Source organism: Daejeonella sp., from assembly GCF_046590655.1.
Taxonomy (GTDB): Bacteria; Bacteroidota; Bacteroidia; order Sphingobacteriales; family Sphingobacteriaceae; genus Daejeonella.
This window is the reverse complement of record NZ_JBKJUM010000039.1, coordinates 19,229-44,881: the sequence shown is the minus strand read 5'-3', so window position 1 is coordinate 44,881 and position 25,653 is coordinate 19,229. Positions and strand designations below refer to the sequence as shown.

Here is a 25,653-nt window from a genome sequence, read left to right as displayed (position 1 = left end):
TAAATAATTGAAAACGTTAAATTTCTTAAATTTGCAACTCAGTTCCGGGTCTGGTGGAATTGGATTTTTTCGTTAGCAAAATTATGAGTGAAGTAAAAATAGTAGAAGCCCCGCCGGGTGTTGAAGGATCAGGATTTTTCGCCACATCGATGGATAAGGTGGTTGGGCTGGCACGCTCCCACTCATTGTGGCCTTTGCCATTTGCAACATCCTGTTGTGGAATTGAGTTCATGGCAACCATGGGATCTCACTACGATTTTGCACGATTTGGATCGGAGAGACCTAGTTTCTCACCACGTCAAGCCGATCTTTTGATGGTGATGGGCACTATCGCAAAAAAAATGGGGCCAGTTCTTAAGCAGGTTTACCTTCAAATGGCAGAACCCCGTTGGGTAATTGCAGTGGGTGCCTGTGCGAGCAGTGGTGGAATTTTTGATACATACTCAGTTATGCAGGGTATTGATGAGATTATACCGGTTGATGTGTATGTACCTGGTTGCCCGCCACGTCCCGAAGCTATAATTGATGGCTTTAACAAGATACAAGAGCTGGTAAGAAACGAGTCTTTAAGAAGAAGAGATTCGCCAGAATACAAAGAGTTATTAAACAGATACGGAATCCAGTAATGGGCAAATTGAACAACCAGCAGGTAATACAAAGCTTAACCGCCCGTTTTGGGGAACGGATTACTGTTCCTACAGAGCCATTTGGCTTGTTGACATTTGGTACTTCTGCTGAAAATATAAGTGATGTACTCGCTTTTCTTAAGAATGACACCGAACTAAAGTTTAATTATCTCACTGATATTACCGGTATTCATTTCCCGGAAGAAGAATTATCTATAGGAGTTATATATCACCTCCATAGCCTTTATAATAACATTAGGGTCAGAATTAAGGTTTTTTTGGATGGTAATAGTCCAATGATACCCACCGCAACTACTTTGTGGGAAGGAGCAAACTGGATGGAACGCGAGACATATGATTTTTTTGGGGTCATCTTTGAAGGACATCCAAATCTTATTAGAATTTTAAATGTTGATGAAATGACGGTTTTTCCGATGCGAAGGGAATATCCTCTCGAAGATCCAAACCGCGTTGATAAAAAGGATTATTTCTTCGGTAGATGATAAACCACCCTATACTTACTGATAACGACCCGCAAAAGGAAACCATAACTCTAAATCTTGGTCCAACACATCCTGCGACACATGGAGTGTTCCAGAATATACTCGAAATGGACGGAGAGCGGATTGTGAGTGGGGTTTCTACTATTGGTTACATCCACCGCGCATTTGAGAAGATAGCTGAACATCGTCCGTTTTATCAGATTACGCCTTTAACAGACCGTATGAACTATTGTTCATCCCCAATTAACAATATGGGATGGCACATGACGGTTGAAAAGTTGTTAAATATTCAAATGCCTAAACGGGTCGATTACCTTCGGGTGATTGTTATGGAGCTTGCAAGAATATCAGATCACCTGATTTGCAATGGTATCCTGGGTGTCGATACAGGAGCCTTCTCAGGGTTTCTTTATCTGATGGAAGAAAGGGAACACATTTATGAGATTTACGAAGAGATATGCGGAGCACGGCTGACTACAAACATTGGGCGGATCGGTGGTTTCGAACGCGATTTTAACGATATAGCATTCGCCAAGATCAAGAAATTTCTCGTTAAGTTCCCGCCTATACTGAAAGAGTTCGAAACACTCTTCAATCGTAACCGGATTTTTATCGAGCGCACATCAGGTGTGGCTGCGGTTGATCCTGAAGTAGCTTTAAATTATAGTTGGAGCGGACCTATTTTGCGTGCGACGGGAGTGGATTATGATGTGAGAGTAAATGAGCCATACTCATCGTACGAAGATTTTGAATTTGAAATTCCTGTTGGAACAACCGGAGATGTATACGACCGATATATAGTGCGAAATGAGGAAATGTGGCAGAGTTTGAGGATCATACAACAAGCACTTGATAAAATAGAAAAGGAGCCGAAGGGCGTATTTCACGCTGACGTTCCTGAGTTTTATCTGCCTCCGAAGGAAGAAGTTTACAATAATATGGAAGCCCTGATCTATCACTTCAAAATTGTGATGGGTGAAATTGAGACTCCAAAGACTGAAGTTTATCACGCAGTAGAAGGAGGGAACGGAGAGTTAGGATTTTATTTGGTTAATGACGGAGGCAGGTCACCATATCGTCTGCATTTCCGTAGGCCAAGCTTTATTAACTATCAGATGTATGCGCCAATGAGCGCAGGTATGTTACTATCTGATGCCATTCTAAACATGAGTAGTTTGAATGTAATTGCAGGAGAATTAGATGCTTAGTGTAACCGAACAAAGGGGTGTTGAATTTTCGTCAGATCTGATCGCTCAGTTTGATGATATCGCGACCCGCTATCCTGAGGGAAAGCAAAAATCTGCTTTATTACCTATACTTCACCTGGTTCAGGCTGAATATGGCTGGTTAAGCCCGGGAGTAATGGATCAAGTGGCAGCTTACCTGAATATCAAGCCAATTGAAGTTTACGAAGTAGCGACATTTTATACTATGTTTTTCTTGCGTCCGCAAGGGAAATATGTTTTGGAGGTTTGCCGCACCGGACCGTGTTGTCTGGTGGGTGCCGAAAAGATTATGGAACATATTGAGAAAAGCCTGGGAGTTAAAGAAGGAGAAGTTACAGAGGATGGAAAATTTAGCTGGAGAGGTGTAGAATGTCTTGCTGCATGTGGCATGGCTCCTGTATTGCAGATAGGCCCTGAATATACATTTTACGAGAAACTAACCGAACAAAGTGTTGATCAGTTAATAGAAGAATTAAAAAATAAGGCATGAGACATTCTCCCATCTCCCATCAAAAATAAAAATGGCGCGTAAATTATTATTAGAGCATATTAATGTCCCGGGTATCAATACTCTTGATATATACCGTCAGCATGGAGGATACCGTGCTGTCGAGAAAGCTTTAAAAAGTATGTCGCCAGATGCGATTGTCGAAGAGGTAAAAAATTCCGGACTGCGCGGACGTGGTGGTGCAGGATTCCCTACGGGTATGAAATGGAGTTTCCTCGCCAAACCTGAAGGAAAAGAAAGATATCTCGTGTGCAATGCCGACGAGTCTGAACCGGGGACTTTCAAAGATCGTTATCTGATGACCTATCTCCCTCATCTGCTATTAGAAGGTATGATTGTTTCCAGTTTTGCTCTGGGTGCCAAGACATCATACATCTATGTGAGAGGCGAAATGATGCCGCAGATCAGGATATTGGAACGCGCTATTGCGGAAGCTAAAACAGCAGGGTTTTTAGGAAAAAATATTCTGGGGTCAGGTTATGATCTTGAATTGTATGTACAACCTGGTGGTGGCGCCTACATTTGTGGCGAGGAGACTGCACTGATAGAATCTTTGGAAGGCAAACGCGGGAATCCACGTATTAAACCCCCCTTCCCGGCAATCTCCGGTGTGTGGGCTTGTCCAACGGTCGTAAACAATGTGGAAACCATTGCTGCAATTGTGCCTATTATAAATGATGGTGGCGAAGAATATGCAAAGACTGGCATTGGACGAAGTACCGGAACAAAATTAATTTCGGCTTCAGGAAATCTTAAGAACCCAGGTGTGTATGAAATTGACCTTGGTTTACCGGTTGAAGAATTCCTTTATTCTGATGAATATTGTGGGGGTATTGCAAATGGAAAACGTTTGAAGGCGGTTGTTGCAGGTGGATCATCTGTACCTATACTGCCTGCCAACCTGATGTTAAAGACAGTGAATGGGGAAGCACGTTTGATGAGTTATGAATCTCTTTCAGATGGTGGTTTCCAATCTGGATCAATGCTGGGTTCCGGAGGTTTGATAGCGTTCGACGAAGATCAATGTATAGTACGAAATACCTGGAATTTCGCTCGATTTTATCATCATGAAAGTTGTGGCCAATGTTCTCCATGCCGCGAAGGTACCGGATGGATGGAAAAAGTATTGCATAAGCTAGAATATGGTCATGGTAAAATGAGTGATATCGACCTGTTGGTAGATGTTGCAAAGAAGATTGAAGGCAATACGATTTGTCCGCTTGGCGATGCTGCTGCATGGCCGGTGGCGAGTGCAATTCGTCACTTCAGGGATGAATTCGAGTGGCACGTAACAAATTCTAGAGAGGCTTCGGAGCACAATTACGGATTAGCAAGTTATGCTGATCCACTGCCTAAGTTAGAGGAGGTGAGTCAATGAGCGAAAAGGTTAAAGTAACTATAGATGGTATAACAGTCGAAGTAGATGCCGGAACAAGTATCTTAAATGCTGCGCGTCAAATCGGGGGCGACATTGTACCACCGGCTATGTGTTACTATTCAAAGCTTGAAGGAAGTGGTGGAAAGTGCCGAACATGCCTCGTAAAAGTAAGTAAGGGGTCTGAAAAGGACCCGCGACCTATGCCTAAATTGGTTGCTTCCTGCCGTACAGGGGTTATGGACGGTATGGAAGTTCAAAATATAACCTCACCAGAAGTCATTGAAGCCCGAAAAGGTGTTGTCGAGATTCTTTTGATCAATCATCCGCTGGATTGCCCGGTTTGTGATCAGGCCGGTGAATGCCATTTGCAGGATCTGTCATATGAGCATGGCGTTGCTAATACACGCTATGAATTTGAACGTCGTACTTTTGACAGGATAGATATTGGAGACAAAATCCAGCTTCATATGACCCGCTGTATTCTATGTTACAGATGCGTATATGTAGCCGACCAGCTTACTGATAGCCGCGAACATGGAATTTTAGGCCGAGGGGACGCTTCCGAGATTTCAACCTATATAGAAAAAGCAGTTGATAACGATTTTTCTGGTAACGTAATTGACGTTTGCCCGGTAGGAGCTCTCACAGACAGAACTTTTCGTTTTAAGAACCGGGTTTGGTTCACCAAGCCCGTAGACGCACACCGTGATTGTCCTAAATGCAAGGGGAAAGTAACCTTATGGTACAAAGGAGAAGAAGTTTTGCGTGTTACCGGTCGTAAAGATGAATTTGGCGAGGTTGAAGATTTTATTTGCAACACTTGCCGGTTTGAAACAAAAAATACAAGTGACTGGGTAATCGAAGGGCCGCGCCAGATTTCACATAAATCAGTGATCTCTTCTAACCATTACGAGATGGTGCCTTTGCCGGTTATCAGGCAGAATCCAGCTTTAATTGAAGCTAACAAAGTAGAATTTGACAGAGCAAGCAAGATCTGATGGACATAGAATTTATAATTGAGAAATTTATTTTAATAACTATCATTTTTTTAGTCAGTTTAGGCGTTGCCGCATATTCAACTTTGGCTGAACGAAAAATTGCTGGTTATCTGCAGGATCGGGTAGGCCCGAGCCGGGCTGGTTGGGGTGGTATGTTCCAGCCTCTTGCAGATGGATTGAAGATGTTCTTTAAAGAAGAAATTATTCCTGCCGATTCGTCGAAGGCACTTTTTATACTTGGCCCATCACTGGCCTTATTAACAGCGTGTATCGGAAGCGCTGTGATTCCATGGGGACAAAGCGTTCTTATTGGTGATCGCCTTGTAAGTCTTCAGGTTACAGATATAAATGTCGGAATACTTTACATCTTTGGAGTTGTGTCTTTAGGTGTTTATGGGATAATGATTGGCGGATGGGCATCAAATAATAAATTCTCATTAATGGGAGCCGTTCGTGCAGCATCACAGAGTATAAGCTACGAGATTCCTATGGGATTATCGATTATCGCATTACTGCTGGCTACCAATACATTAAGCATGAAAGAGATTGCCGAGCAACAACACGGTGCCAATTGGAACATTCTTTATCAGCCATTGGGTTTCCTTATTTTCCTGGTATGCTCTTTTGCTGAAACTAACAGAACTCCTTTCGATCTTCCTGAATGTGAAACTGAGCTTGTCGGCGGTTACCACACAGAATATTCTGGTTTTAAGATGGGCGCATTTATGTTCGCTGAATATCTGAATATGTTTCTTGCCTCAGCCGTTATGTCGACTCTTTATTTTGGTGGATACAATTATCCAGGCATGGATTGGGTTAACGAAATCACAGGGCCAACAGTCGGTCCATTGATAGGAATGGGAGTTCTTTTCCTAAAAATATTTGTATTTATCTTCTTCTTCATGTGGGTTCGGTGGACTGTTCCACGTTTCCGTTATGATCAGTTAATGAATTTGGGATGGAAAATTTTAATTCCGCTAGCTATTGCGAACATCGTAATAACAGGAATAGTTATCACATTTGTTGACAAACTTTAATCGCCAATTGTCATGTACATGGTGATCAAATAATTAAAATCTGTTTGAGAGGATATAGGGTCTATGGAACCATTAAGTAACCGAAAAAAAGTTTTAGAGCAGAAACCAATGAATTTCTGGGAGCGATTATACCTCCCGGCAATTTTTCAGGGAATGGGCATTACGTTCATGCACATGTTTAAAAAGAAGGAAACAATTTTTTATCCGGAAGTTGAACGTGAATTCTCGGAAAATTGGAGAGGCTTACATTCTCTTAAACGGGATGAGAATGGAGCGGAACGTTGTACGGCTTGCGGACTATGCGCACTTTCCTGTCCTGCCGAAGCGATCACAATGATTGCCGGTGAAAGACAAAAAGGGGAAGAACATTTATATCGGGAAGAGAAATTTGCTGCTGTTTATGAGATCAATATGCTGCGCTGCATTTTCTGCGGATTGTGCGAAGAGGCCTGTCCCAAAGAAGCAATATACCTGGATGGCCCAATTGTTCCTTCAGACTATTTGAGGAAAGATTTTATTTACGGTAAGGATAAGCTGGTTGAAGATCCAATAAAATACTTGTAATAAAGACTTGCGACTTTCTACTCCACAGACAGAATAGCGCATTCTGAATATTGAACAGCCGGAGTTCGGCAGAAATTATACCTTTGCCCCCAATAGAGCAAAGATTCAAAGACATTTTAAATGGGCATAACTCTTTTTTATTTAATTGCTTTCCTGTCGATATTTTTCGCCTTGATGGTGATTTTCGCGAAGAATCCTGTGCACAGTGTTTTATATCTGATCGTTACGTTTTTCACTTTTTCGATTCATTATATTTTATTAAACGCCCAGTTCCTGGCCGTGGTGAATTTCATAGTTTATATGGGTGCAATTATGGTGCTTTTCCTTTTTGTACTCATGTTGCTAAACTTGAATGAAAGCCAGAGTACCTCCAAGTCGACCATTATAAAGTTGATTGGAGTAATTGCAGGAATGTGTTTAGTTATCACACTAATAGGATCTGTAAAGGCCCTGCATATCTCTGATCCTTTGATCTTGGAAACCCAGGATCTTGGACTGGTTAAAAATTTGGGTAAAGTATTGTTCAGTAAGTTCCTTTTACCATTTGAAATTTCCTCGCTATTGCTTTTATCAGCGATGGTCGGAGCGGTCTTATTGGCAAAAAAAGATTTTAAAAAGGTATAATGGAAAATGTAACTCAGGTGATTCAGGGTGTACCGTTAAATCACTATATCCTGTTAAGTGCAATCATATTTTCAATTGGCGTTATAGGGGTTTTAATCCGCAGGAATGCTATAGTAATTTTCATGTCTGTGGAACTGATGCTAAATGCTGTTAACTTATTGCTCACAGCATTTTCAGTTCATCATAATGATGCTTCCGGCCAGGTTTTCGTTTTTTTTATTATGGCGCTTGCCGCAGCCGAGGTTGCTGTTGGGTTGGCAATCATTGTAATGATTTTCAGGAATACAAACTCAACAGATGTAAATGTCTTAAACAAATTAAAGTGGTGATGCTTAGGAATTACGAAGTCTAATTTAAATGGAAAGAGACTTATTATTCCGTTCAATCCTAAGTTTCAAAATATAGAGTAAAGCAATGATAGATTTAGTTTGGTTAGTTCCATTGTTCCCATTGATAGGCTTTCTTATCAACGGATTAGGCCGTAATATACTTCCAAAAAGTGCCGTTAGCCTTACGGGTTGCTTAACTGTGCTGGCATCGTTCATTATTAGCATTGGAATATTTTTAGAACTAAATTCCTCAGAAACAAAGTCATTTATTGTACCGCTTTTTAACTGGATCAGCGCTGGAACGGTGAACATCCCATTTTCATTTCTTATTGATCCACTAAGTTCTTTGATGCTGCTGATCGTAACTGGTGTAGGGTTTTTGATCCACGTGTATTCAACTGGATATATGTCGCATGATGCCGGCTTCGCTAAGTATTTTTCTTACCTGAACCTTTTTATATTCTTCATGCTCCTTCTGGTTCTTGGATCTAATTATGTGATCATGTTTATTGGTTGGGAAGGAGTGGGTTTGTGCTCCTATTTATTGATCGGGTTCTGGTTCACGAATGCTTCGTATGCGAGTGCGGCAAAGAAAGCTTTTATAATGAACCGAATAGGTGATCTGGGTTTCCTGATCGCTGTATTCCTGATTTTTACAACGTTCAATAGTGTCGAATTTGCGGTGATATTTCCACAGGCTACGAATATGCTTTCGGGCGACCGCGCTCTAATCATCATAACCGCATTGTTATTTGTTGGCGCTATTGGTAAATCTGCCCAGTTACCCTTGTTTACCTGGCTACCTGATGCCATGGCAGGGCCGACACCGGTATCCGCTTTAATTCATGCTGCTACCATGGTAACTGCAGGTATCTACATGATAGCAAGATCCAATATCCTTTTTACCCTTGCCCCTCAAACGTTGTACGTTGTAGCTGTTATCGGCTTAGCCACATTATTGTTGGCTGCAACTATCGCATTAACACAAAATGATATAAAGAAAGTACTTGCTTATTCTACTGTTTCGCAGCTTGGCTATATGTTTTTGGGTTTAGGTGTAGGTGCTTATACCGGGGCGTTTTTCCATGTTATTACCCATGCATTTTTTAAGGCCCTTTTATTCCTTGGTGCAGGATCTGTAATCCATGCCATGAGCAATGAACAAGACATTAGAAATATGGGTGGTCTAAGAAAGAAGCTTCCGATAACTTTCCTAACAATGATGATCGGTACTATCGCAATTGCCGGCCTTCCGCCGTTTTCCGGATTCTTTTCAAAGGATGAAATACTCGCCCATGTTTATGAACACAATCGATTATTCTGGACTCTGGGGGTGATAGGTGCTGTATTCACATCTTTCTATATGTTCAGAATGATGTTTTTAACATTTAGCGGAAGTTTCCGCGGGACTACTGCTCAAGAGCACCACATACATGAATCACCGTGGTCCATGACCATTCCCTTAATTGTTCTTGCTGTATTATCAGCACTAGGAGGTTTTATTGGAATACCAGCAGTATTTGGCGGAGGACATTGGTTGGAAAGCTTTTTAGCTCCGGTTTTTGCGTCATCAGCAAGTAAGATGACACCCCTAACCTTAGATCATACTACAGAGTATATTTTAATGGCAGTGTCAGTTGCAGGAGCGCTTGGTGCTATGCTATTTGCCTACCAGCGTTATGTTAGAAATAGTTCAATCCCGGTTGCAGACCGTGTAGAAAGAGGAATAATCGCCAGGCTTTCGTACAACAAATATTATATCGACGAAATTTATACTTCATTAATCACCAGGCCTTTGGATTCCTTATCAGGATTCTTTGATAAGGTTGTTGATAAGAAAGTGATTGACGGTGCAGTGAACGGACTTGGTCAAAGTGCTATGGAGGGAAGCAAGAGTTTTCGGTTATTACAGTCTGGTATGGTCGGCTTTTATATTTTTATGATGGTCGCTGGCATAATTGCATTACTTTTTTATAGTATGTTTAAAATTTAATAGGGAGTACTACGAGATAAATGGAGATTTTACTGTTACAAATTTTTATTCCGCTTATTGCCGCTGTTATAATTCTGATTGCTGGTAAATCAGCGAGGGCTCTCGCGGGCGTACTTTCATTAATACCTCTTGGCATTACCGCATACCTGTATCTTAAGTTTATTCCAGATGCTTCAATGCAGTTTCTAGTTAATCATGTTTGGATCCCACAATTCGGTATTAATTTTAAAGCCGGTGTTGATGGAATTAGCATGGTACTGCTGATTCTTACCAATCTCCTGGTCCCAATAATTGTACTTTCAAGCTTTAAACAGAATATCAAGAATCACTCAGCCTTTTACTCTCTGATCTTTTTCATGCAGACAGGCTTGCTACTCGTCTTCACCGCATTAGACGGTTTCCTGTTTTATGTTGGCTGGGAAGCAGCTCTTATTCCGATCTATTTTATTTGTGCGCTTTGGGGTGGGGAAAACAGGATAAAAGTAAATCTAAAGTTCTTCATCTATACAATAGCTGGAAGCTTGATAATGCTGCTCGCAATTATTTATCTGCATCTTCAGACTACAGGAAACAGCTATGACATTGAAGAATTCTACAAACTAAATTTAGATTCAGGAACCCAAGGTTGGATATTTTGGGCATTTTTCATTGCTTTCGCTGTCAAGATGCCAGTGTTTCCATTCCACACATGGCAGCCAGATACTTATACGGAGGCTCCAACAGCGGGAACAATGCTTCTTTCTGGTATTATGCTTAAAATGGGAATCTACGGCGTTATCCGCTGGCTGATACCCCTTGCGCCGCTGGGTTTTCAAGATTGGGGCCAGACTGCACTTATTCTCTCAATCGTTGGGGTTGTTTATGCTTCAATTATTGCATTTACTCAGAGTGATATAAAAAGACTGATCGCATACTCGTCAATTGCACACGTAGGCCTAATATCTGCTGGAGTTTTTGCATGGAATGTGCAGGGTTTACAAGGCGCAATGATCCAGATGCTAAATCATGGTATCAATGTAATTGGGATGTTCTTTATTGCAGATATTATTATACGCCGGATGAATACCTGTGATCTTAATCAGTTGGGGGGTATTGCACGGCCAGCTCCGAAGCTTGCAATTGCATTTTTAATCATCTTATTAGGAACTGTAGCCTTGCCATTGACTAATGGTTTTATCGGAGAATTCCTGCTTCTTATGGGAGTTTATAATTACAATATTTATTACGCTGCTCTCGCGGGTTTAACTATCATATTTGGAGCGGTATATATGCTAAGAATGTATCAAAGTGTAATGCTTGGTGTAACCAATGAACTTACAGCTGGATTTAAGGATCTTGATAGTACAGAGATAACGGTTTTGCTGATCCTGTCTACACTAATCATTGGAATTGGTGTTTATCCCCAGCCTATTCTTCATATATCAGAAGCTGCAATAACAAACCTGCTTGAGCAGGTAAACCAAAAGATTTTAGTTAAGTAAAGCATGAGCTCGTTAATAACTCTTTCTATTTTAGCTATAGTAGTTCTCTACTTAGGATTGTATAAGGCGAAAAATGCGTTGCTCCCGGTTACTTTATTAGGACTGGCAGGTTCCTTAATTTTAGCGCTACTTGAGTGGAATAGCGGCGCTCAACCAATTTACAGCGGTATGATGCTGTTCGATAACTACGCTATCGCATTTACATCCATCTGTATATTCTCGACTATGTTAATCCTTTTAATCTCAAAAGATTATTTCGAGAACATTAGTGAGCATGTTGCCGAATACTATACCATTATTCTTTTCTCCCTGGCCGGAATACTAGTGATGGTCTCATACCACAACCTTTCGATGCTATTTATCGGTATTGAAATCATGTCCGTAAGTCTATATATTCTTGCGGGTATTAGAAAAAATGACTTTAAGTCCAATGAGGCGGCTTTAAAATATTTCTTAATGGGGGCATTCTCAACTGGATTTCTACTTTTTGGGATAGCATTATTATATGGGGCAGCAGGGACATTTGATCTGGCAGAGATAAGGGATTATGTGATCGCAAACCCAACAGGTATCTCTCCTCTGTTTTATACTGGCATAATACTTCTAATAATTGGATTGTGTTTCAAAGTGGGAGCTGCACCTTTCCACTTTTGGACTCCGGATGTTTACGAAGGTTCACCCACCCTCATTACTGCCTTTATGAGTACAGTTGTGAAGACAGCAGGTTTTGCTGCTTTTCTGCGCTTGTTCCTCATGTGTTTTGCTCCCCTTCACGATTTTTGGATGCCCGCTTTGCTAGTAATTTCTATTCTCACATTGTTTATTGGGAATGTTACCGCACTTTACCAGCATAGCTTCAAAAGAATGCTAGCGTTTTCAAGCATTTCCCACGTGGGTTACATGTTGTTTGCTATCGTAGCACTCGGTTCAACGTCCGTTAACTCAGTATTTGTTTATGCTACGGCTTATTCAATAGCGTCCATTGTGGCCTTTGCTGTTTTGATATTAGTCAAGCGCCAAACAGGTTCAGATAATTTTGACAGCTTTAACGGACTTGCAAAAAAGAATCCTTTCATTGCTTTTAATCTTACCATAGCAATGTTATCTCTAGCTGGAATCCCCCTAACCGCGGGGTTTATGGGAAAATTCATGATGTTTTCAACAGCCCTCACGGAGTATCATATATGGCTAGTGGTATTAGCCGTGGTTAATGCGGTAATAGGTATTTTTTATTACCTCAGAGTTATTGTAGCAATGTATTTTAAAGGGGCAGAGAGACTCGAACTTCAATCCTCTAAATATTTCAATTTTGTACTTGGCTTTTCTACTCTTATTACCCTGGTGATCGGGGTTTATCCAGGCTTCATATCAAGCCTTTTCTAAGCCTAATTATTGCTTAAATATTGTAGATTTACGCATATTTATTTTATGCACGAGATTTGGGACTCCCTGCAACACCTTGTTGATCCGGTAAAGCTACTTCGTGAAGGAGGATTTTATCTTCTTCTGTTTGTTATTTTCGCGGAAACTGGCCTTTTTTTTGGATTTTTTCTCCCTGGCGATTATTTGCTTTTTCTTGCAGGCATGTTTGTTGCTACTGATAAACTAGATGTATCGATTTATGTACTAATAGCTGGCCTTATGGCTGCAGCTGTTGCCGGGAACTTTGTTGGATATTGGTTTGGGAAAAAAACGGGTCCTGTTTTGTATGATCGGGAAGACTCTTTATTTTTCAAAAAAAGATTTCTCCGGGCGGCAGAAAACTATTATAAAAAACAAGGTGCTTTTGCGCTTATTATGGGAAGATTTATACCGATCGTTAGAACATTCGCACCTATCATTGCAGGAATCGTTCGTCTTGATTACCGGAAATTTGCATTTTATAATATTAGCGGTGCATTCCTATGGATTACATCCTTAACTTTGCTCGGGTTCTTTCTTGGCAGAAAATTTGAGAAAGAGATCAACGATTACCTTTTATATATTATTGTTGGTTTTATCTTGATAACGGCCATTCCTCTTGTTGTAACTTATTTGAAGAGGAAGATCGGAGCGGACAGAGATGATGAGGAGCTAAATCCTGAGTAAAAATGATTAACGACAATCCCTGGCATACAGTTTCCCCTGGTCACGATTTACCTTCAATCGTAAATGCGATTATCGAAATTCCTAAAGGTTCTAAGGCTAAATATGAAATTGACAAGGAGTCCGGCCTCATTAAACTTGACCGGGTTCTTTTTTCATCTGTGATGTATCCGGCAAATTATGGCTTCATACCCCAAACTTACTGTGATGATAAAGATCCATTAGATATACTGGTATTATGTTCTGTGGATGTATACCCTTTATCTATAGTAGAAGCAAAAGTTGTTGGCGTGATGCATATGGTCGATAACGGTGAGCAGGATGATAAAATAATTGCTGTGGCCAAGAACGACATGTCAGTAAACTATATTGAAGATTTGAAAGAATTGCCCCCTCACACTATGAATGAAATTGTTCGGTTTTTCCAGGATTACAAAGCCCTGGAGATGAAAAATGTGACAATCGAACATTTATTGGGTAAGAATTACGCCTATAAAGTGATAAGAGAGAGTTTGGAATTATACAAGTCCACCTTTATAAATAATTAATAAATATGGGTATGGCTTTATTTTTCACATTTTTCCTGGTTTTTCTTAACGGATTTTTTGTCGCTGCTGAGTTTGCACTAGTAAAGGTTCGCGCTTCGCAAATTGAGATAAAAGCGAAAACAGGAAGTCGTGTAGCAAAGATAGCCAAACACATGACACAGCACCTGGATGGATATTTGGCTGCCACCCAGCTTGGTATCACATTAGCATCCCTTGGCTTGGGTTGGGTAGGGGAAGAAGTGATGACCGATATTGTCACAAAATTTTTCCATCTGTTTGATATTGATACAACCACAACAGTAGCAACCAATATTGGACACGTTCTGGCATTCGCGATTATTACTGTTCTCCACATAGTTTTCGGAGAACTCGCTCCGAAATCTCTAGCTATTCAACGGCCTATCGGCACAACGATGGGCATCGCATTGCCACTTCATTTCTTTTATCTTGTATTTAGGCCTTTTATTTGGCTGCTTAACGGATTTGCGAATTTCATCCTGAAGTTGTTAGGCATAAGTACAATTGGAGGCCATGAGGCTCATCACAGTTCTGAAGAACTGCAGTATTTGCTGGACCAGGGCAAGGAGAGCGGAGCTTTAGAAAATAATGAGCACGAACTTATAAAGAATGTTTTTGATTTTAATGAGCGTGTAGTTAAGAATATTATGGTACCTCGCACTAAAATTTCAGGTATAGAATTAAATACACCCCATCGTGAGCTACTTGATATTTTAATCCATGAAGGTTATTCGCGAATTCCGGTTTATGATGAAACAATTGATAAAATTGTAGGGATTGTCCATGCCAAGGATATTCTTCCGCTTTTGGCAGATAGTAAGGAATGTGTATTGAAGGATATTATCCGCAAACCGTACTTTATTCCGGAGACTAAAAAGATCAATGATCTGTTGAGCGAGCTGCAATTAAAGCGAATTCAAATAGCAATTGTCCTTGATGAGTTTGGAGGTACAGCTGGAATGGTAACCCTGGAGGATATAGTAGAAGAACTTGTCGGAGAAATACAGGATGAATATGATGAGGAGAAACCTATAGTTGATAAGGTTTCATCTACTGAATTCATTGTTTCTGCCACTGCTTCTATTTACGATGTCAATGAATACCTTCCCCACGATTTGCCTGAAGACGGCGATTATGATACTGTTGCCGGCCTTGTTAGCGAGATTTTTGGCAAGATTCCTGAAGTTGGGGAGGCTCGGGAGTACAATGGTTACAATATTACAATTTTGAAGAAGGCAGATCAGAACGTAGAGTCTGTCAAGCTGGAACTGGTAATCAACGATGATGATGTAGTCGACTTAAGGTAATGGGTACCGAATGCATATATTTTATACACCTGATATTAGTTCAAATACTTATATTCTCAGCGAAGAGGAAAGTAAGCACTGTATAAAAGTGTTGCGCCTCCATAAAGGCAGTCCACTTCAGCTTGTAGACGGCCGGGGAGGTTTTTATGAAGCGATAATTGCAGATCCGCACCCTAAGAGAACTTCTTTAATAGTTGTAAATGCGCAACAAGGCTATGGAATGCGCAATCACTATTTACATATCGCAGTAGCACCTACAAAAAATATTGAACGATTCGAGTGGTTTCTTGAAAAAGCCACAGAAATAGGAATTGATGAGATCACGCCATTGCTCTGTGAAAGATCGGAACGGAAAGAAGTAAAATCAGACCGTTTGAATAAAGTGATCACTTCTGCAGTAAAACAATCTATAAAAGCCTACCATCCTAAATTAAATGAACCAAAGCTTTACAAGGAGTTTATTGCAGCTACATACAAAGCAAAAAAATATATTGCTCACTGTATAAATAGTGAAAAATTCTCGTTAAAAGACAGGATAGTATTGAATTCTGATTATCTTGTTATTGTTGGGCCGGAAGGAGATTTTAGTCAATCTGAAGTTATTGCAGCTCAGGCTGCAGGTTTTATACCGATTGAACTTGGGACAGCCAGATTACGGACCGAAACTGCCGCTTTAGAAGCTTGTTTTGAAATTAACTTTCTAAATAGATGAAGAGTAGTACTGTGAAAATCACCATTTCTGTTTTGTTTATTCTCATTACGGGATTGATTTTTTCTTTTATCGCACCAAGTTATAAAATTGCGAAAATGAAGTATAACGGTGGTGGTGACTGGTATGCAAACCGCACTGCGCTGCCAGAATTAATTAGTTTTTGCAATAAAAACCTTGGTACAAATTTCGATAAAGAGGAAGCTATAGTAGAAGCCGGGAGTTCTGAAATTTTCAATTACCCATTTATTTATCTAACGGGTCATGGAAACATCGTATTCACCGATCAGGAAGCCGAAAATCTTAGAAAATATCTTACCGGTGGTGGGTTTTTACATATTGATGATAATTATGGTCTTGATAAGTTTATAAGGCCTCAAATGAAACGGGTGTTTCCTGATCTTGAATTTACCGAACTGCCTTCCGATCATATTATATATAATCAGAAGTATAAGTTTCCCGGGGGCTTACCCAAGATTCATGAACACGATGGCAAACGTCCTCAAGGGTTTGCTTTGATTTACAAGGGAAGAATAGTTTGTTATTATACATTTGAGTGTGATCTTGGCAACGGCTGGGAAGTTTCGGGTACGTATTCCAGTGACTCCGAAGAAACTCGTCAGAAAGCTTTGAAAATGGGTGCCAATTTAGTTCAATATGCTTTGACTCAGTAAATATGTTTAAGATACTAGTTAATGAACAATTTACTTTTGAAGTAAAAACTGACAGGGGCGGCATTTTTGTTGATTCGCAGTCTATACCGATAGATATTCACCGTGTTAACCATACTACTTTTCACATCCTTTACAAAAACAGATCTTTCAATGCGGAACTAATAACCATTGATAAACAAGAGAAAACATGTTCTGTGCGCGTTAATTCTCATGTTTATACGATGACGCTTTCCGATCAGTTTGACGAATTATTGCATCGACTTGGAATGGATAACCTAAGCGCTTTTAAAGTCTCAGAGCTAAAAGCGCCAATGCCGGGTATGGTTCTTAAAGTGCTGGTTTCAGAAGGGGATGAGATTAAAAAGGGTGCTAATCTGCTGATTCTTGAAGCTATGAAAATGGAGAACGTCATTAAATCTCCTGCAGATGTGGTTATTAAGTCGATAAAAGTTAGTTCCGCCGATAAAGTTGAAAAGAATCAGGTTATGATAATTTTCAACTGATAGTTGATCTTCAGAATTTTCCATAAAAATACCCCACTGTAGTTTTATTGTTCATTCATCTAAATAATTGCTTATTTTCAGAAAAGCTTTTTCACTTAAGCTTAAAAAATAACATATTTACAAATGGCTATGGAAATTAAAATCAAGGGAGAATTATACGATGTTTGTATTGTTGGATCGGGTGCCGGCGGGGGAATGGCAGCGAAAGTTCTGACTGAAGCTGGCTTGAAGGTTGCATTGCTTGAGGCAGGCCCCGATTACGATCCGGCAAATCCGGAACAACAGACCCAGTTAAAATGGCCTTATGAGTCGCCAAGACGCGGAGCAAATACACATCGGCCATTCGGTGATTTTGATGCAGCTTATGGCGGATGGGAAATAGAGGGAGAGCCCTACACAAGAGCAAAAGGAACTGAGTTCGACTGGTTCCGCTCCCGAATGCTGGGAGGTCGTACTAACCATTGGGGGAGGATCTCCTTGCGTTTTGGTCCGAACGATTTTAAGAGACATGATTTTGATGGCTTAAGCGATAACTGGCCAATAGGTTACGATGATGTAAAACCATTTTATGACCGGGTAGATAAAATGATTGGGGTATTTGGAACTAAAGAAGGTATATATAATGAACCTGATGGTTATTTTTTACCTCCACCAAAACCCCGATTGCACGAGCTCATGATAAAAAAGGCTGCTGGCAAGATCGGAATACCAGTTATACCATCCCGTTTGTCCATACTAACCCGACCAGTAAATAAGGATCGTGGATCATGTTTTTTCTGCGCACAATGCAGCCGCGGATGTACAGTACATGCAGACTTCTCCTCATCAACCTGCCTGGTAAAGCCAGCCAGAAAAAGCGGAAATGCTGATGTTTATGTGAATGCAATGGCGCGTGAAGTGCTTACTGATAAAGAAGGAAAAGCAACCGGGATATCTTACGTAGATAAAACAGACATGCAGGAATATCAGGTTAATGCGAAAATCGTAGTTTTAGCCGCCAGCGCTTGTGAATCTGCACGACTGCTTCTAAACTCTAAATCTTCTGTGCATCCAAATGGCTTAGCCAATTCGAGCGGTATGGTGGGAAAATATCTTCACGATTCTACAGGTGCATCGAGGGGAGCCTTTATTCCTCAGCTGATGGACCGAAAAAGATATAACGAGGATGGTGTAGGCGGTCTCCACCTATATATTCCCTGGTGGTTGGAAAATAAAAAGCTTGATTTTGCGCGTGGTTACCATATCGAGTTTTGGGGTGGTATGGGTATGCCGTCATATGGCTTTGGTTTTGGTATGGAGAAAACTAATGGTAAGTACCCGACTATTGAAGGCAAGATGAAAGATGCGGGCGGTTATGGTGCTGCTCTAAAAAATGATTACCGTCGTTATTATGGTTCAACAGTCGGATTCGCGGGACGTGGAGAAAGTATACCGCGGGTAGAAAATTACTGCGAAATTGACCCTGGAACTGTAGATAAATATGGTATTCCAGTATTAAGGTTCAATTATAACTGGACGGACCAGGAGGTTAAACAAGCTAAACATATGCAGGACACCTTCGAGGAGATTATACATTCAATGGGCGGCATTGCCAGTGGTGAAAAGCCGGGAGCAAATGAAAAATATGGTTTGTTAGCACCGGGTCGAATTATTCACGAAGTAGGAACCACACGAATGGGTAATGATAAGAACACCTCGGTTCTGAATAAGTATAACCAGGCACACGACGTTAATAATCTATTTGTAGTAGATGGTGGAGCCTTTGTATCGCAGGCTGATAAAAACCCAACATGGACCATCCTCGCGTTGGCTATGCGTGCCTCAGAACATATTGTTGATCAGTTGAAAAAGCAAAATATTTAGTCAAATGAATAGAAGAGACTCACTTAAGGCACTGGCCGTTGGAACAGTTAGTGTCGGTACTTTATTATCTTCATGTGATAAAAAGGAAGGTGCGGATGCTAAATCAAAGGGAAATACGGGTGCGTATGGAAGAACGCCTGAAGAAAAACTGGTAGACAAGAAGTTGATGGATGAAAAATTCTTTGCTGCATCGGAACTCGCTACTATTGCTCTTTTAGGAGATATCATAATACCAAAGGACGATTACTCGGGGAGTGCCAGTGATGCGAATGTTGCGGAATTTATAGAATTCATTGTCAAAGATCAGCCAAGCCTCCAATTACCTATGCGAGGTGGTTTGAAATGGTTAGATATTAAATCCTATAAGCTTTTTAAGAAGTCGTTCTCTGATTCGACTGCGGAACAACGTCTTCAGCTGGTAGATCTGATTGCATACCCAGAAAAAGCGCTTCCCGAGAATGCTGCCGGGGTAAGATTCTTCGACACAATGCGCGGACTTACAGCTACCGGGTTTTTTACAAGCAAGATTGGCATTGAAGATTTAGGATACAAAGGAAACCAACCTAATGCCTGGGACGGTGTGCCAGATGAGGTTTTGAAGCAATTCGGACTGGAATATGATGCAAAGACACTCGATCAGTGTTTGAAGGCGGAAGACCGCGGGAAGATGATGACTTGGGATAGTTAAAATAATGCGAAATTCCTCGTTCAATGCACTCTGTGCTTACAGTATTATTTGCTTATCAAAAATTAAATTATAAAAAAAGGGCCGGTTATGCCGACCCTTCATTTTATGATTAGATTATCTCGTTTTCTTAGGTGCTTTTGATTTAGGCTGACTAAATTGAGGCTTACCTTTAGAAATAATTTCAGGAGCACCAACCAGGGTCATTGCTGAACGGAATCCCATCTCAGCACTTGTTTCATCCTGTTGCATAAAGCGTCTGGTTGCAGGGTTTAACCAGTATGCCCTGTCGTTCCATGATCCACCTTTATAAACCCTTGAGCGGTCATTAACAAGTGTAGTTATTCCATATAAATTTGAATTCACAGAGTCTAAATGACCCCTGAAATCAGGATTGTAAGGTTTTCCCGCAATAGCTGAGGAGTCTTGAGTAATTTGATTACTTTGGATTTCAGACCAAGTTTGTTTTTTTCCGGCTGGTGCTGGATCCTTAATAGGACGTCCATATTTGTCTTTAGCATAGGTGCCTTTTGCACGGTCAGATAGGCGCTTGTTTACAAATTCGTTTCCCCTGAACGGGTTGAAATCTGCAAAATCTTCAAAGGTCAGTTTACGATAAACATCTGCCGTCCACTCGTTCACATTTCCAGCCATATTGTACAAACCAAAATCGTTTGGTACATAACTTCTTACAGACGCAGTTATATCGGCTTTATCATTCAAATAACCCCCGGTTCCCATGTTATCCCCTTCACCCCGCTTAAAGTTGGCAAGGATCATACCCTGGGTTTTTTTCCTTGGTGAACGTACTCCGAGGCCATTCCACGGATAGATTTTTCCGTCAGCAATGTTTTCATATTCGGTATTGCCTGCAAGAGACAAGGCTGCATATTCCCATTCAGCTTCTGTTGGTAAACGATAAGGTTGCTTCAACACCCCATCTTCTAATCGAACTGGTCTTGTCGGGCCAGCTTTCCCAGTTGTTGCTGTACTGCTTGACGCGTTTGGATTAAGGTCTTTAGGCATCTTCTTTCCATCTATACCTTCACCTTTGTACTGACCATTTAAGTAAATATCCGTGTTAAAGGGATCTGTTGATGTCGAAACTGAAGTTGCAGTTCCTGCTTTACCTCCTCCGGCTAAAGTCTTGTAGTCAAGCAGAATTCCGCGGGCACGCAAAATTTCTTCATTCACTCTGTCCGTCCGCCAATCACAGTAAGCATTAGCTTGTTCCCATGTAACACCCACAACCGGGTAATCTTGAAATGCCGGATGACGCAGGTAATTATTTACATATGGCTCGTTATAGGATAATGGTTGCCTCCAAACCAGGGTATCGGGAAGTGCATTATAATAATATTCTGCATCGTTTACATAATTCCTTCTTATCCAATACAGGTATTCTAACCAGTCCACGTTAGAAACTTCGGTTTCATCCATGTAAAAGGAAGCCACCGTAACACGTCTGCGCACATTATCAAATTCGTAGCCCAGATCCTGATTAAGACTCCCGCCCATCACAAAAGTACCACCCTCAATTGCTACTGTACCTGGCCCGGGTCCGGCTTTAACTTTATTATTTACCTGGAAACCTCCATTGTATTTATCATTATAGGCCATACCGGTTTTAGAGGATGTGCCACTTTTCTTATTACATGAAGACAATATGCCCAATAAAAGGAAGGCTGTGATAAAAAATACTGATAATCTTTTCATTATTTGCAATGTCATTGGAGCATTAATTTTTTAAAAATACGAAATTTGAATAATATCCCCAACGGATATTTACGATCAATATTATCTTCCTGAACGGCAGCTTATCCATTCAAACGGAAAATCTAAATTAAGGTTACAAGACTTATTCTGAATCCCTCACAAAACGATTTGTCAGAATCTTTATTGCTTAAGCTAGAAATCCTAATTATATACGTATTCGGTTTAAAAATAAACCAATAATGCTTTAATTTAATGATATTCAGTGCTTTCTTAGATTCAGATATTGCTGTTGAGTTAAATAAAAAGTTTATTCTGAACATATTAACCTTGCAAAGAAAACGTTCAAGCTAAAGCTTGATGTAACTTTGTAAAGACAAAATGCTTATATTTAATGCACGCCAGATAATTTGGGCTTCAGCTTTATTTTTGGGTAATGATTAACAAACTCTCTTTTCGCTGTTGTATAGCGTTGGTTTTGGCTGGATTCCCCGATCTGGTTGTAGCTCAGGCACCGCAAAGCGATGGCAGACGTACAAATACTATACAAACAGCTGCCCCATTTCTACTTATAGCTCCGGATGCACGTTCAGGAGCTATGGGAGACGTTGGTGCCGCAACTTCACCCGATGCAAACTCAAGTCACTGGAATCCTGCAAAGCTTGCTTTTTTAGATCAGCCCACAGGTATTTCCGCCTCCTACACACCATGGCTCAGAAACCTGGTTCCAGACGTAGATCTTGGTTATTTAACTGTTTTCCATCGTCTTGATGAGCGTAATATTGTTGGCGGTTCTCTAAGATATTTTTCCTATGGCTCAATTCAGCTTACGGACGACAGTAGAAATGACATAGGAGTTTACAGTCCAAATGAATTTTCCATTGATGGAACTTTCTCCAGGAAGTTCGGAGATAATTTCTCCCTTGGTACAGCGGTAAGGTATATAAGGTCAAGTTTAAGCAATGGACAGTTTAATGGGCAGGATATTCAGCCTGCAACAGCTCTGGCGGCTGATGTTTCAGGATACATGAAAACTGGAACTGTGATGTTCGGAAAAGATACTGAACTAGCTTTAGGTATGAATATTTCCAATATCGGCACTAAAATGAACTATTCTGATGGGACATCCAAATCCTTTCTCCCCACAAATATGAAGTTGGGGGGTGCTTCTACATTCAATATAGATGACTTGAATCAGTTTACTGTTGCATTAGATCTTAATAAGCTACTTGTGCCTACAAATCCGATAAGAGATAAAGATGGTGACATTGTAAGTGGGAAAGATCCGGATAGGTCAGTTCCTGCCGGAATCTTTGGATCTTTCAGCGATGCACCTGGTGGTTTTTCAGAGGAGCTTAGCGAGTTAAGTTATTCTCTCGGAACTGAATATTGGTACAATAAGCAATTTGCATTACGTTCCGGATATTTTTATGAAACTCCCACTAAAGGAGATCGGAGATATTTCACAGTTGGAGCAGGACTCAAATACAATGTATTTAATTTGGATTTTGCGTATTTACTAGCTAACCAGCAGAAGAGTCCTTTAGCCCAGACTCTCCGGTTTTCCCTTGTTTTTAATTTCGAGAAATAGTTGATGAAGATTAAAGTAGGCTTTGGGTTCGACGTGCATCAACTTGCCGCGAATCGCCCGTTTATTTTGGGCGGTGTTAATCTTGAGCATCATTCCGGAGCATTCGGGCATTCAGACGCAGATGTGCTGGTTCACGCTATTTGCGATGCACTACTTGGGGCGGCCAACCTTCGCGATATAGGATTTCATTTTTCAAACACAGATGAAAGATGGAAAGGTATTAGCAGCCTTATACTTCTGAAAGAATGCGTGGTTCTTCTGAAAGAAAAAGGTTGGAACATTGGAAACCTGGATGTTATGCTATGTTTGGAAGCCCCTAAAGTAAACCCTCATATCCTACAAATGAAAACCAATATAGCGGCAGCAGCCGGGATTAGTGAAGAGGATATTTCAATAAAAGCAACCACAAATGAAACTATGGGATTTGTCGGGCGTGAGGAAGGGGTTGTTGCTTATGCTGTTTGTCTGATCGAAAAAGAAAAGTAATCAGTTCTTGCCAGTCCGCACTTTTATTTCCGAAAAGTCAGCTGCACATTTTCCACAATTGCTGGCACATCTTGTGTTACTTCTAAAACTGCGAAATATCATCCTTGCCAGCGAAAAAATTGCCAACCCAAAAACTACTAAGACCAAAACAGTTTGTAAGTCCATATTGTAAAATTACTTAATAGTGCAGGGATATTAGTCTTCTGACTGTAAATATTGTTGATTTATGACAGCCTTTACAAATTACTATTTACCGACTATTACTGCCAACCCGAACCTGATTACACTTTAGATTCTGCTTTATTAACCGTACCTTTGCAAAAAATTTAGAACAATTTTTTGATGCAAAAAATAAGGAATATAGCGATCATCGCTCACGTTGACCACGGCAAGACTACTTTGGTTGATAAAATTTTACACCAAACCAATCTGTTTCGCGACAATCAGGAAACGGGTGATCTGATACTTGATAACAATGATCTTGAACGTGAACGCGGTATCACTATCGTGTCTAAAAATGTATCAGTAAATTACAATGGAGTAAAAATTAATATCATTGATACACCGGGCCACGCGGATTTTGGCGGCGAGGTAGAACGTGTGTTGAAAATGGCAGATGGTGTGGTGCTTTTAGTAGATGCTTTTGAGGGAGCTATGCCACAAACAAGATTTGTAACTCAAAAAGCCCTCTCTCTTGGATTGAAGCCTGTAGTTATTGTAAACAAGGTCGACAAAGAAAACTGTCGTCCTGAAGAAGTATACGAATCGATCTTTGAATTGTTTTATAACCTTGAAGCCACTGAAGATCAATTGGATTTTCCTGTTTTATATGGGTCTTCAAAACAAGGTTGGATGAGTACTGATTGGAAAGTTCAAACTGAAGATATCACCCCTTTATTGGATACGATATTGGAGCACATCCCACCAGCTCCAAGTTTTGATGGAACTCTTCAAATGCAAATTACTTCCCTGGATTATTCGTCTTTCGTTGGGCGTATCGCGATTGGTCGGGTGGCTCGGGGCATTATAAGGGAAAATCAACCGGTTTCACTTGTTAAACGTGATGGCAAGATTCAAAAATCGAGAATTAAAGAATTATATACTTTCGAGGGACTTGGTAAAGTTAAGGTTCAGGAAGTTTCGTCAGGAGATATCTGTGCAGTGGTTGGTATAGAAGGGTTTGATATCGGCGATACTATTGCTGATTTTGAGAAGCCTGAGCAACTGGCCGTTATCAAGATCGATGAGCCTACGATGAATATGTTATTTACCATCAATAATTCCCCTATGTTTGGTAAAGAGGGAAAATTCGTAACATCTCAGCGTTTACGCGAAAGGCTTTACAAAGAGATGGAAAAGAATCTTGCGCTGAAGGTTATTGAAACTGAGTCACCGGATTCTTACCTGGTTTATGGCCGTGGTATTCTCCATTTATCTGTTCTCATCGAAACTATGCGCCGCGAGGGTTACGAACTTCAGGTTGGTCAGCCTCAGGTAATCATCAAGGAGATAGACGGGATGAAATGTGAGCCTATTGAAACCCTTATTGTAGATGTACCGGCTGAAGTGTCTGGTAAAGTAATTGAACTGGTAACCCAGCGTAAAGGTGACTTATTAGTTATGGAGCCTAAAGGCGATCTTCAGCACCTAGAATTCGAAATACCCGCACGCGGAATTATTGGCCTGCGTAATAACGTTCTTACTGCGACCGCTGGTGAAGCTATAATGGCGCACCGTTTCAAAGCATATGAGCCATGGAAAGGTACGATTCCGGGTCGTTTGAACGGTGTTCTGGTTTCTATGGAAAAAGGTTCAACTACAGCCTATTCTATTGATAAACTGCAAGACCGCGGACGATTCTTTGTTGAACCGGGTGTTGAAGTTTATGAAGGACAGATTATGGGTGAACACATTCGTGATAATGACCTTGTAGTAAATGTCGTAAAGGGAAAGGCACTAACCAACATGCGTGCATCCGGTACGGATGATAACGCGCGTATTGCAACTGCAATTAAATTCTCGCTTGAAGAAGCCATGGAATATATCCAGGCCGATGAATATATCGAGATCACGCCGAAAAGTATGCGGTTACGTAAGATTTACCTCAGTGAAAACGAACGCAAAATCAACGCCAAGAAGTTTGTAAATCAATAATTTATTTTGAATATTTATTAAGTTCGAGGGCTCAGCAGACACTGAGCCCT

General features: G+C 40.7%; 25 protein-coding genes. 24 read left to right on the top strand and 1 reads right to left on the bottom strand.

The genetic code is table 11. From position 1 onward, the window contains the following. Window positions 1-83 precede the first annotated feature (83 nt). The 21 genes from ACLL8Z_RS04295 to ACLL8Z_RS04195 all read left to right on the top strand — a co-directional run bounded on the left by ACLL8Z_RS04295 (window position 84) and on the right by ACLL8Z_RS04195 (window position 19,662). Window positions 84-626 carry an NADH-quinone oxidoreductase subunit B gene (locus ACLL8Z_RS04295; RefSeq protein ID WP_411273527.1) on the top strand — a complete coding sequence of 181 codons (543 nt, stop codon included), beginning with the start codon at window positions 84-86 and terminating at the stop codon, window positions 624-626. Beyond that, window positions 626-1,129, top strand: coding sequence for an NADH-quinone oxidoreductase subunit C (locus ACLL8Z_RS04290; RefSeq protein WP_411273526.1), 504 nt, complete (start codon window positions 626-628; stop codon window positions 1,127-1,129). The genes ACLL8Z_RS04295 and ACLL8Z_RS04290 overlap by 1 nt, the downstream gene beginning before the upstream one ends. Beyond that, the gene (locus ACLL8Z_RS04285) at window positions 1,126-2,337 is read left to right on the top strand and encodes an NADH-quinone oxidoreductase subunit D (RefSeq protein WP_411273525.1); all 1,212 of its coding nucleotides are present in this window, start codon (window positions 1,126-1,128) and stop codon (window positions 2,335-2,337) included. Before ACLL8Z_RS04290 ends, ACLL8Z_RS04285 begins: the two co-directional genes overlap by 4 nt. Beyond that, on the top strand, window positions 2,330-2,845 hold the full coding sequence (nuoE, locus tag ACLL8Z_RS04280; protein WP_411273524.1) for an NADH-quinone oxidoreductase subunit NuoE: 516 nt from the start codon (window positions 2,330-2,332) through the stop codon (window positions 2,843-2,845). The genes ACLL8Z_RS04285 and nuoE overlap by 8 nt, the downstream gene beginning before the upstream one ends. A gap of 31 nt (window positions 2,846-2,876) precedes the next feature. Continuing rightward, the gene (gene nuoF, locus ACLL8Z_RS04275; protein WP_411273523.1) at window positions 2,877-4,241 is read left to right on the top strand and encodes an NADH-quinone oxidoreductase subunit NuoF; all 1,365 of its coding nucleotides are present in this window, start codon (window positions 2,877-2,879) and stop codon (window positions 4,239-4,241) included. Next, entirely contained in the window at window positions 4,238-5,239 is a 1,002-nt protein-coding gene (locus ACLL8Z_RS04270; protein WP_411273522.1) for a 2Fe-2S iron-sulfur cluster-binding protein, read from the top strand. The genes nuoF and ACLL8Z_RS04270 overlap by 4 nt, the downstream gene beginning before the upstream one ends. Then, a complete protein-coding gene (gene nuoH / locus ACLL8Z_RS04265) occupies window positions 5,239-6,276 on the top strand; it encodes an NADH-quinone oxidoreductase subunit NuoH (RefSeq protein ID WP_411273521.1) in 1,038 nt (345 codons plus the stop codon). Before ACLL8Z_RS04270 ends, nuoH begins: the two co-directional genes overlap by 1 nt. A gap of 63 nt (window positions 6,277-6,339) precedes the next feature. After that, window positions 6,340-6,840, top strand: coding sequence for a NuoI/complex I 23 kDa subunit family protein (locus ACLL8Z_RS04260; RefSeq protein ID WP_411273520.1), 501 nt, complete (start codon window positions 6,340-6,342; stop codon window positions 6,838-6,840). A gap of 120 nt (window positions 6,841-6,960) precedes the next feature. Next, complete coding sequence (locus tag ACLL8Z_RS04255) at window positions 6,961-7,464, top strand: NADH-quinone oxidoreductase subunit J (protein ID WP_411273519.1); 504 nt, start codon at window positions 6,961-6,963, stop codon at window positions 7,462-7,464. Beyond that, window positions 7,464-7,793 (top strand): NADH-quinone oxidoreductase subunit NuoK, encoded by a 330-nt coding sequence (gene nuoK, locus ACLL8Z_RS04250; RefSeq protein ID WP_411273518.1) that lies wholly within the window; start codon window positions 7,464-7,466, stop codon window positions 7,791-7,793. The genes ACLL8Z_RS04255 and nuoK overlap by 1 nt, the downstream gene beginning before the upstream one ends. A gap of 85 nt (window positions 7,794-7,878) precedes the next feature. Next, window positions 7,879-9,786: an NADH-quinone oxidoreductase subunit L gene (gene nuoL / locus ACLL8Z_RS04245; RefSeq protein ID WP_411273517.1), complete on the top strand. Its 1,908-nt coding sequence runs from the start codon at window positions 7,879-7,881 to the stop codon at window positions 9,784-9,786. A 20-nt stretch (window positions 9,787-9,806) separates the two neighbouring features. Continuing rightward, a complete protein-coding gene (locus ACLL8Z_RS04240; RefSeq protein WP_411273516.1) occupies window positions 9,807-11,267 on the top strand; it encodes a complex I subunit 4 family protein in 1,461 nt (486 codons plus the stop codon). 3 nt (window positions 11,268-11,270) lie between these two features. Then, window positions 11,271-12,650, top strand: a complete 1,380-nt coding sequence (locus ACLL8Z_RS04235; RefSeq protein ID WP_411273515.1) for an NADH-quinone oxidoreductase subunit N — start codon at window positions 11,271-11,273, stop codon at window positions 12,648-12,650. 45 nt (window positions 12,651-12,695) lie between these two features. Then, on the top strand, window positions 12,696-13,355 hold the full coding sequence (locus tag ACLL8Z_RS04230) for a DedA family protein (protein ID WP_411273514.1): 660 nt from the start codon (window positions 12,696-12,698) through the stop codon (window positions 13,353-13,355). 2 nt (window positions 13,356-13,357) lie between these two features. Beyond that, window positions 13,358-13,900 (top strand): inorganic diphosphatase, encoded by a 543-nt coding sequence (locus ACLL8Z_RS04225; RefSeq protein WP_411273513.1) that lies wholly within the window; start codon window positions 13,358-13,360, stop codon window positions 13,898-13,900. A gap of 5 nt (window positions 13,901-13,905) precedes the next feature. Next, complete coding sequence (locus tag ACLL8Z_RS04220; RefSeq protein WP_411273512.1) at window positions 13,906-15,225, top strand: hemolysin family protein; 1,320 nt, start codon at window positions 13,906-13,908, stop codon at window positions 15,223-15,225. Between the two features lie 10 nt (window positions 15,226-15,235). Next, window positions 15,236-15,937 carry a 16S rRNA (uracil(1498)-N(3))-methyltransferase gene (locus ACLL8Z_RS04215; protein WP_411273511.1) on the top strand — a complete coding sequence of 234 codons (702 nt, stop codon included), beginning with the start codon at window positions 15,236-15,238 and terminating at the stop codon, window positions 15,935-15,937. Then, the gene (locus ACLL8Z_RS04210) at window positions 15,934-16,608 is read left to right on the top strand and encodes a DUF4159 domain-containing protein (RefSeq protein WP_411273510.1); all 675 of its coding nucleotides are present in this window, start codon (window positions 15,934-15,936) and stop codon (window positions 16,606-16,608) included. The genes ACLL8Z_RS04215 and ACLL8Z_RS04210 overlap by 4 nt, the downstream gene beginning before the upstream one ends. A gap of 2 nt (window positions 16,609-16,610) precedes the next feature. After that, window positions 16,611-17,111, top strand: coding sequence for an acetyl-CoA carboxylase biotin carboxyl carrier protein subunit (locus ACLL8Z_RS04205; RefSeq protein WP_411273509.1), 501 nt, complete (start codon window positions 16,611-16,613; stop codon window positions 17,109-17,111). Between the two features lie 129 nt (window positions 17,112-17,240). Then, window positions 17,241-18,974 (top strand): GMC family oxidoreductase, encoded by a 1,734-nt coding sequence (locus ACLL8Z_RS04200; RefSeq protein ID WP_411273508.1) that lies wholly within the window; start codon window positions 17,241-17,243, stop codon window positions 18,972-18,974. Window positions 18,975-18,978: 4 nt separating this feature from the next. After that, window positions 18,979-19,662, top strand: a complete 684-nt coding sequence (locus tag ACLL8Z_RS04195) for a gluconate 2-dehydrogenase subunit 3 family protein (protein WP_411273507.1) — start codon at window positions 18,979-18,981, stop codon at window positions 19,660-19,662. Window positions 19,663-19,776: 114 nt separating this feature from the next. Here the strand turns inward: ACLL8Z_RS04195 and ACLL8Z_RS04190 are convergent, their stop codons facing one another. Continuing rightward, complete coding sequence (locus ACLL8Z_RS04190) at window positions 19,777-21,375, bottom strand: SUMF1/EgtB/PvdO family nonheme iron enzyme (protein WP_411273506.1); 1,599 nt, start codon at window positions 21,373-21,375, stop codon at window positions 19,777-19,779. A gap of 433 nt (window positions 21,376-21,808) precedes the next feature. Here ACLL8Z_RS04190 and porV point away from each other — a divergent pair, with 433 nt between their 5' ends. From porV to typA, 3 genes are all read left to right on the top strand, one after another. Continuing rightward, entirely contained in the window at window positions 21,809-22,963 is a 1,155-nt protein-coding gene (porV, locus tag ACLL8Z_RS04185) for a type IX secretion system outer membrane channel protein PorV (protein WP_411273505.1), read from the top strand. A 3-nt stretch (window positions 22,964-22,966) separates the two neighbouring features. After that, window positions 22,967-23,449, top strand: a complete 483-nt coding sequence (gene ispF, locus ACLL8Z_RS04180) for a 2-C-methyl-D-erythritol 2,4-cyclodiphosphate synthase (RefSeq protein WP_411273504.1) — start codon at window positions 22,967-22,969, stop codon at window positions 23,447-23,449. Window positions 23,450-23,791: 342 nt separating this feature from the next. Next, window positions 23,792-25,603: a translational GTPase TypA gene (typA, locus tag ACLL8Z_RS04175; protein ID WP_411273503.1), complete on the top strand. Its 1,812-nt coding sequence runs from the start codon at window positions 23,792-23,794 to the stop codon at window positions 25,601-25,603. Window positions 25,604-25,653 lie beyond the last annotated feature (50 nt).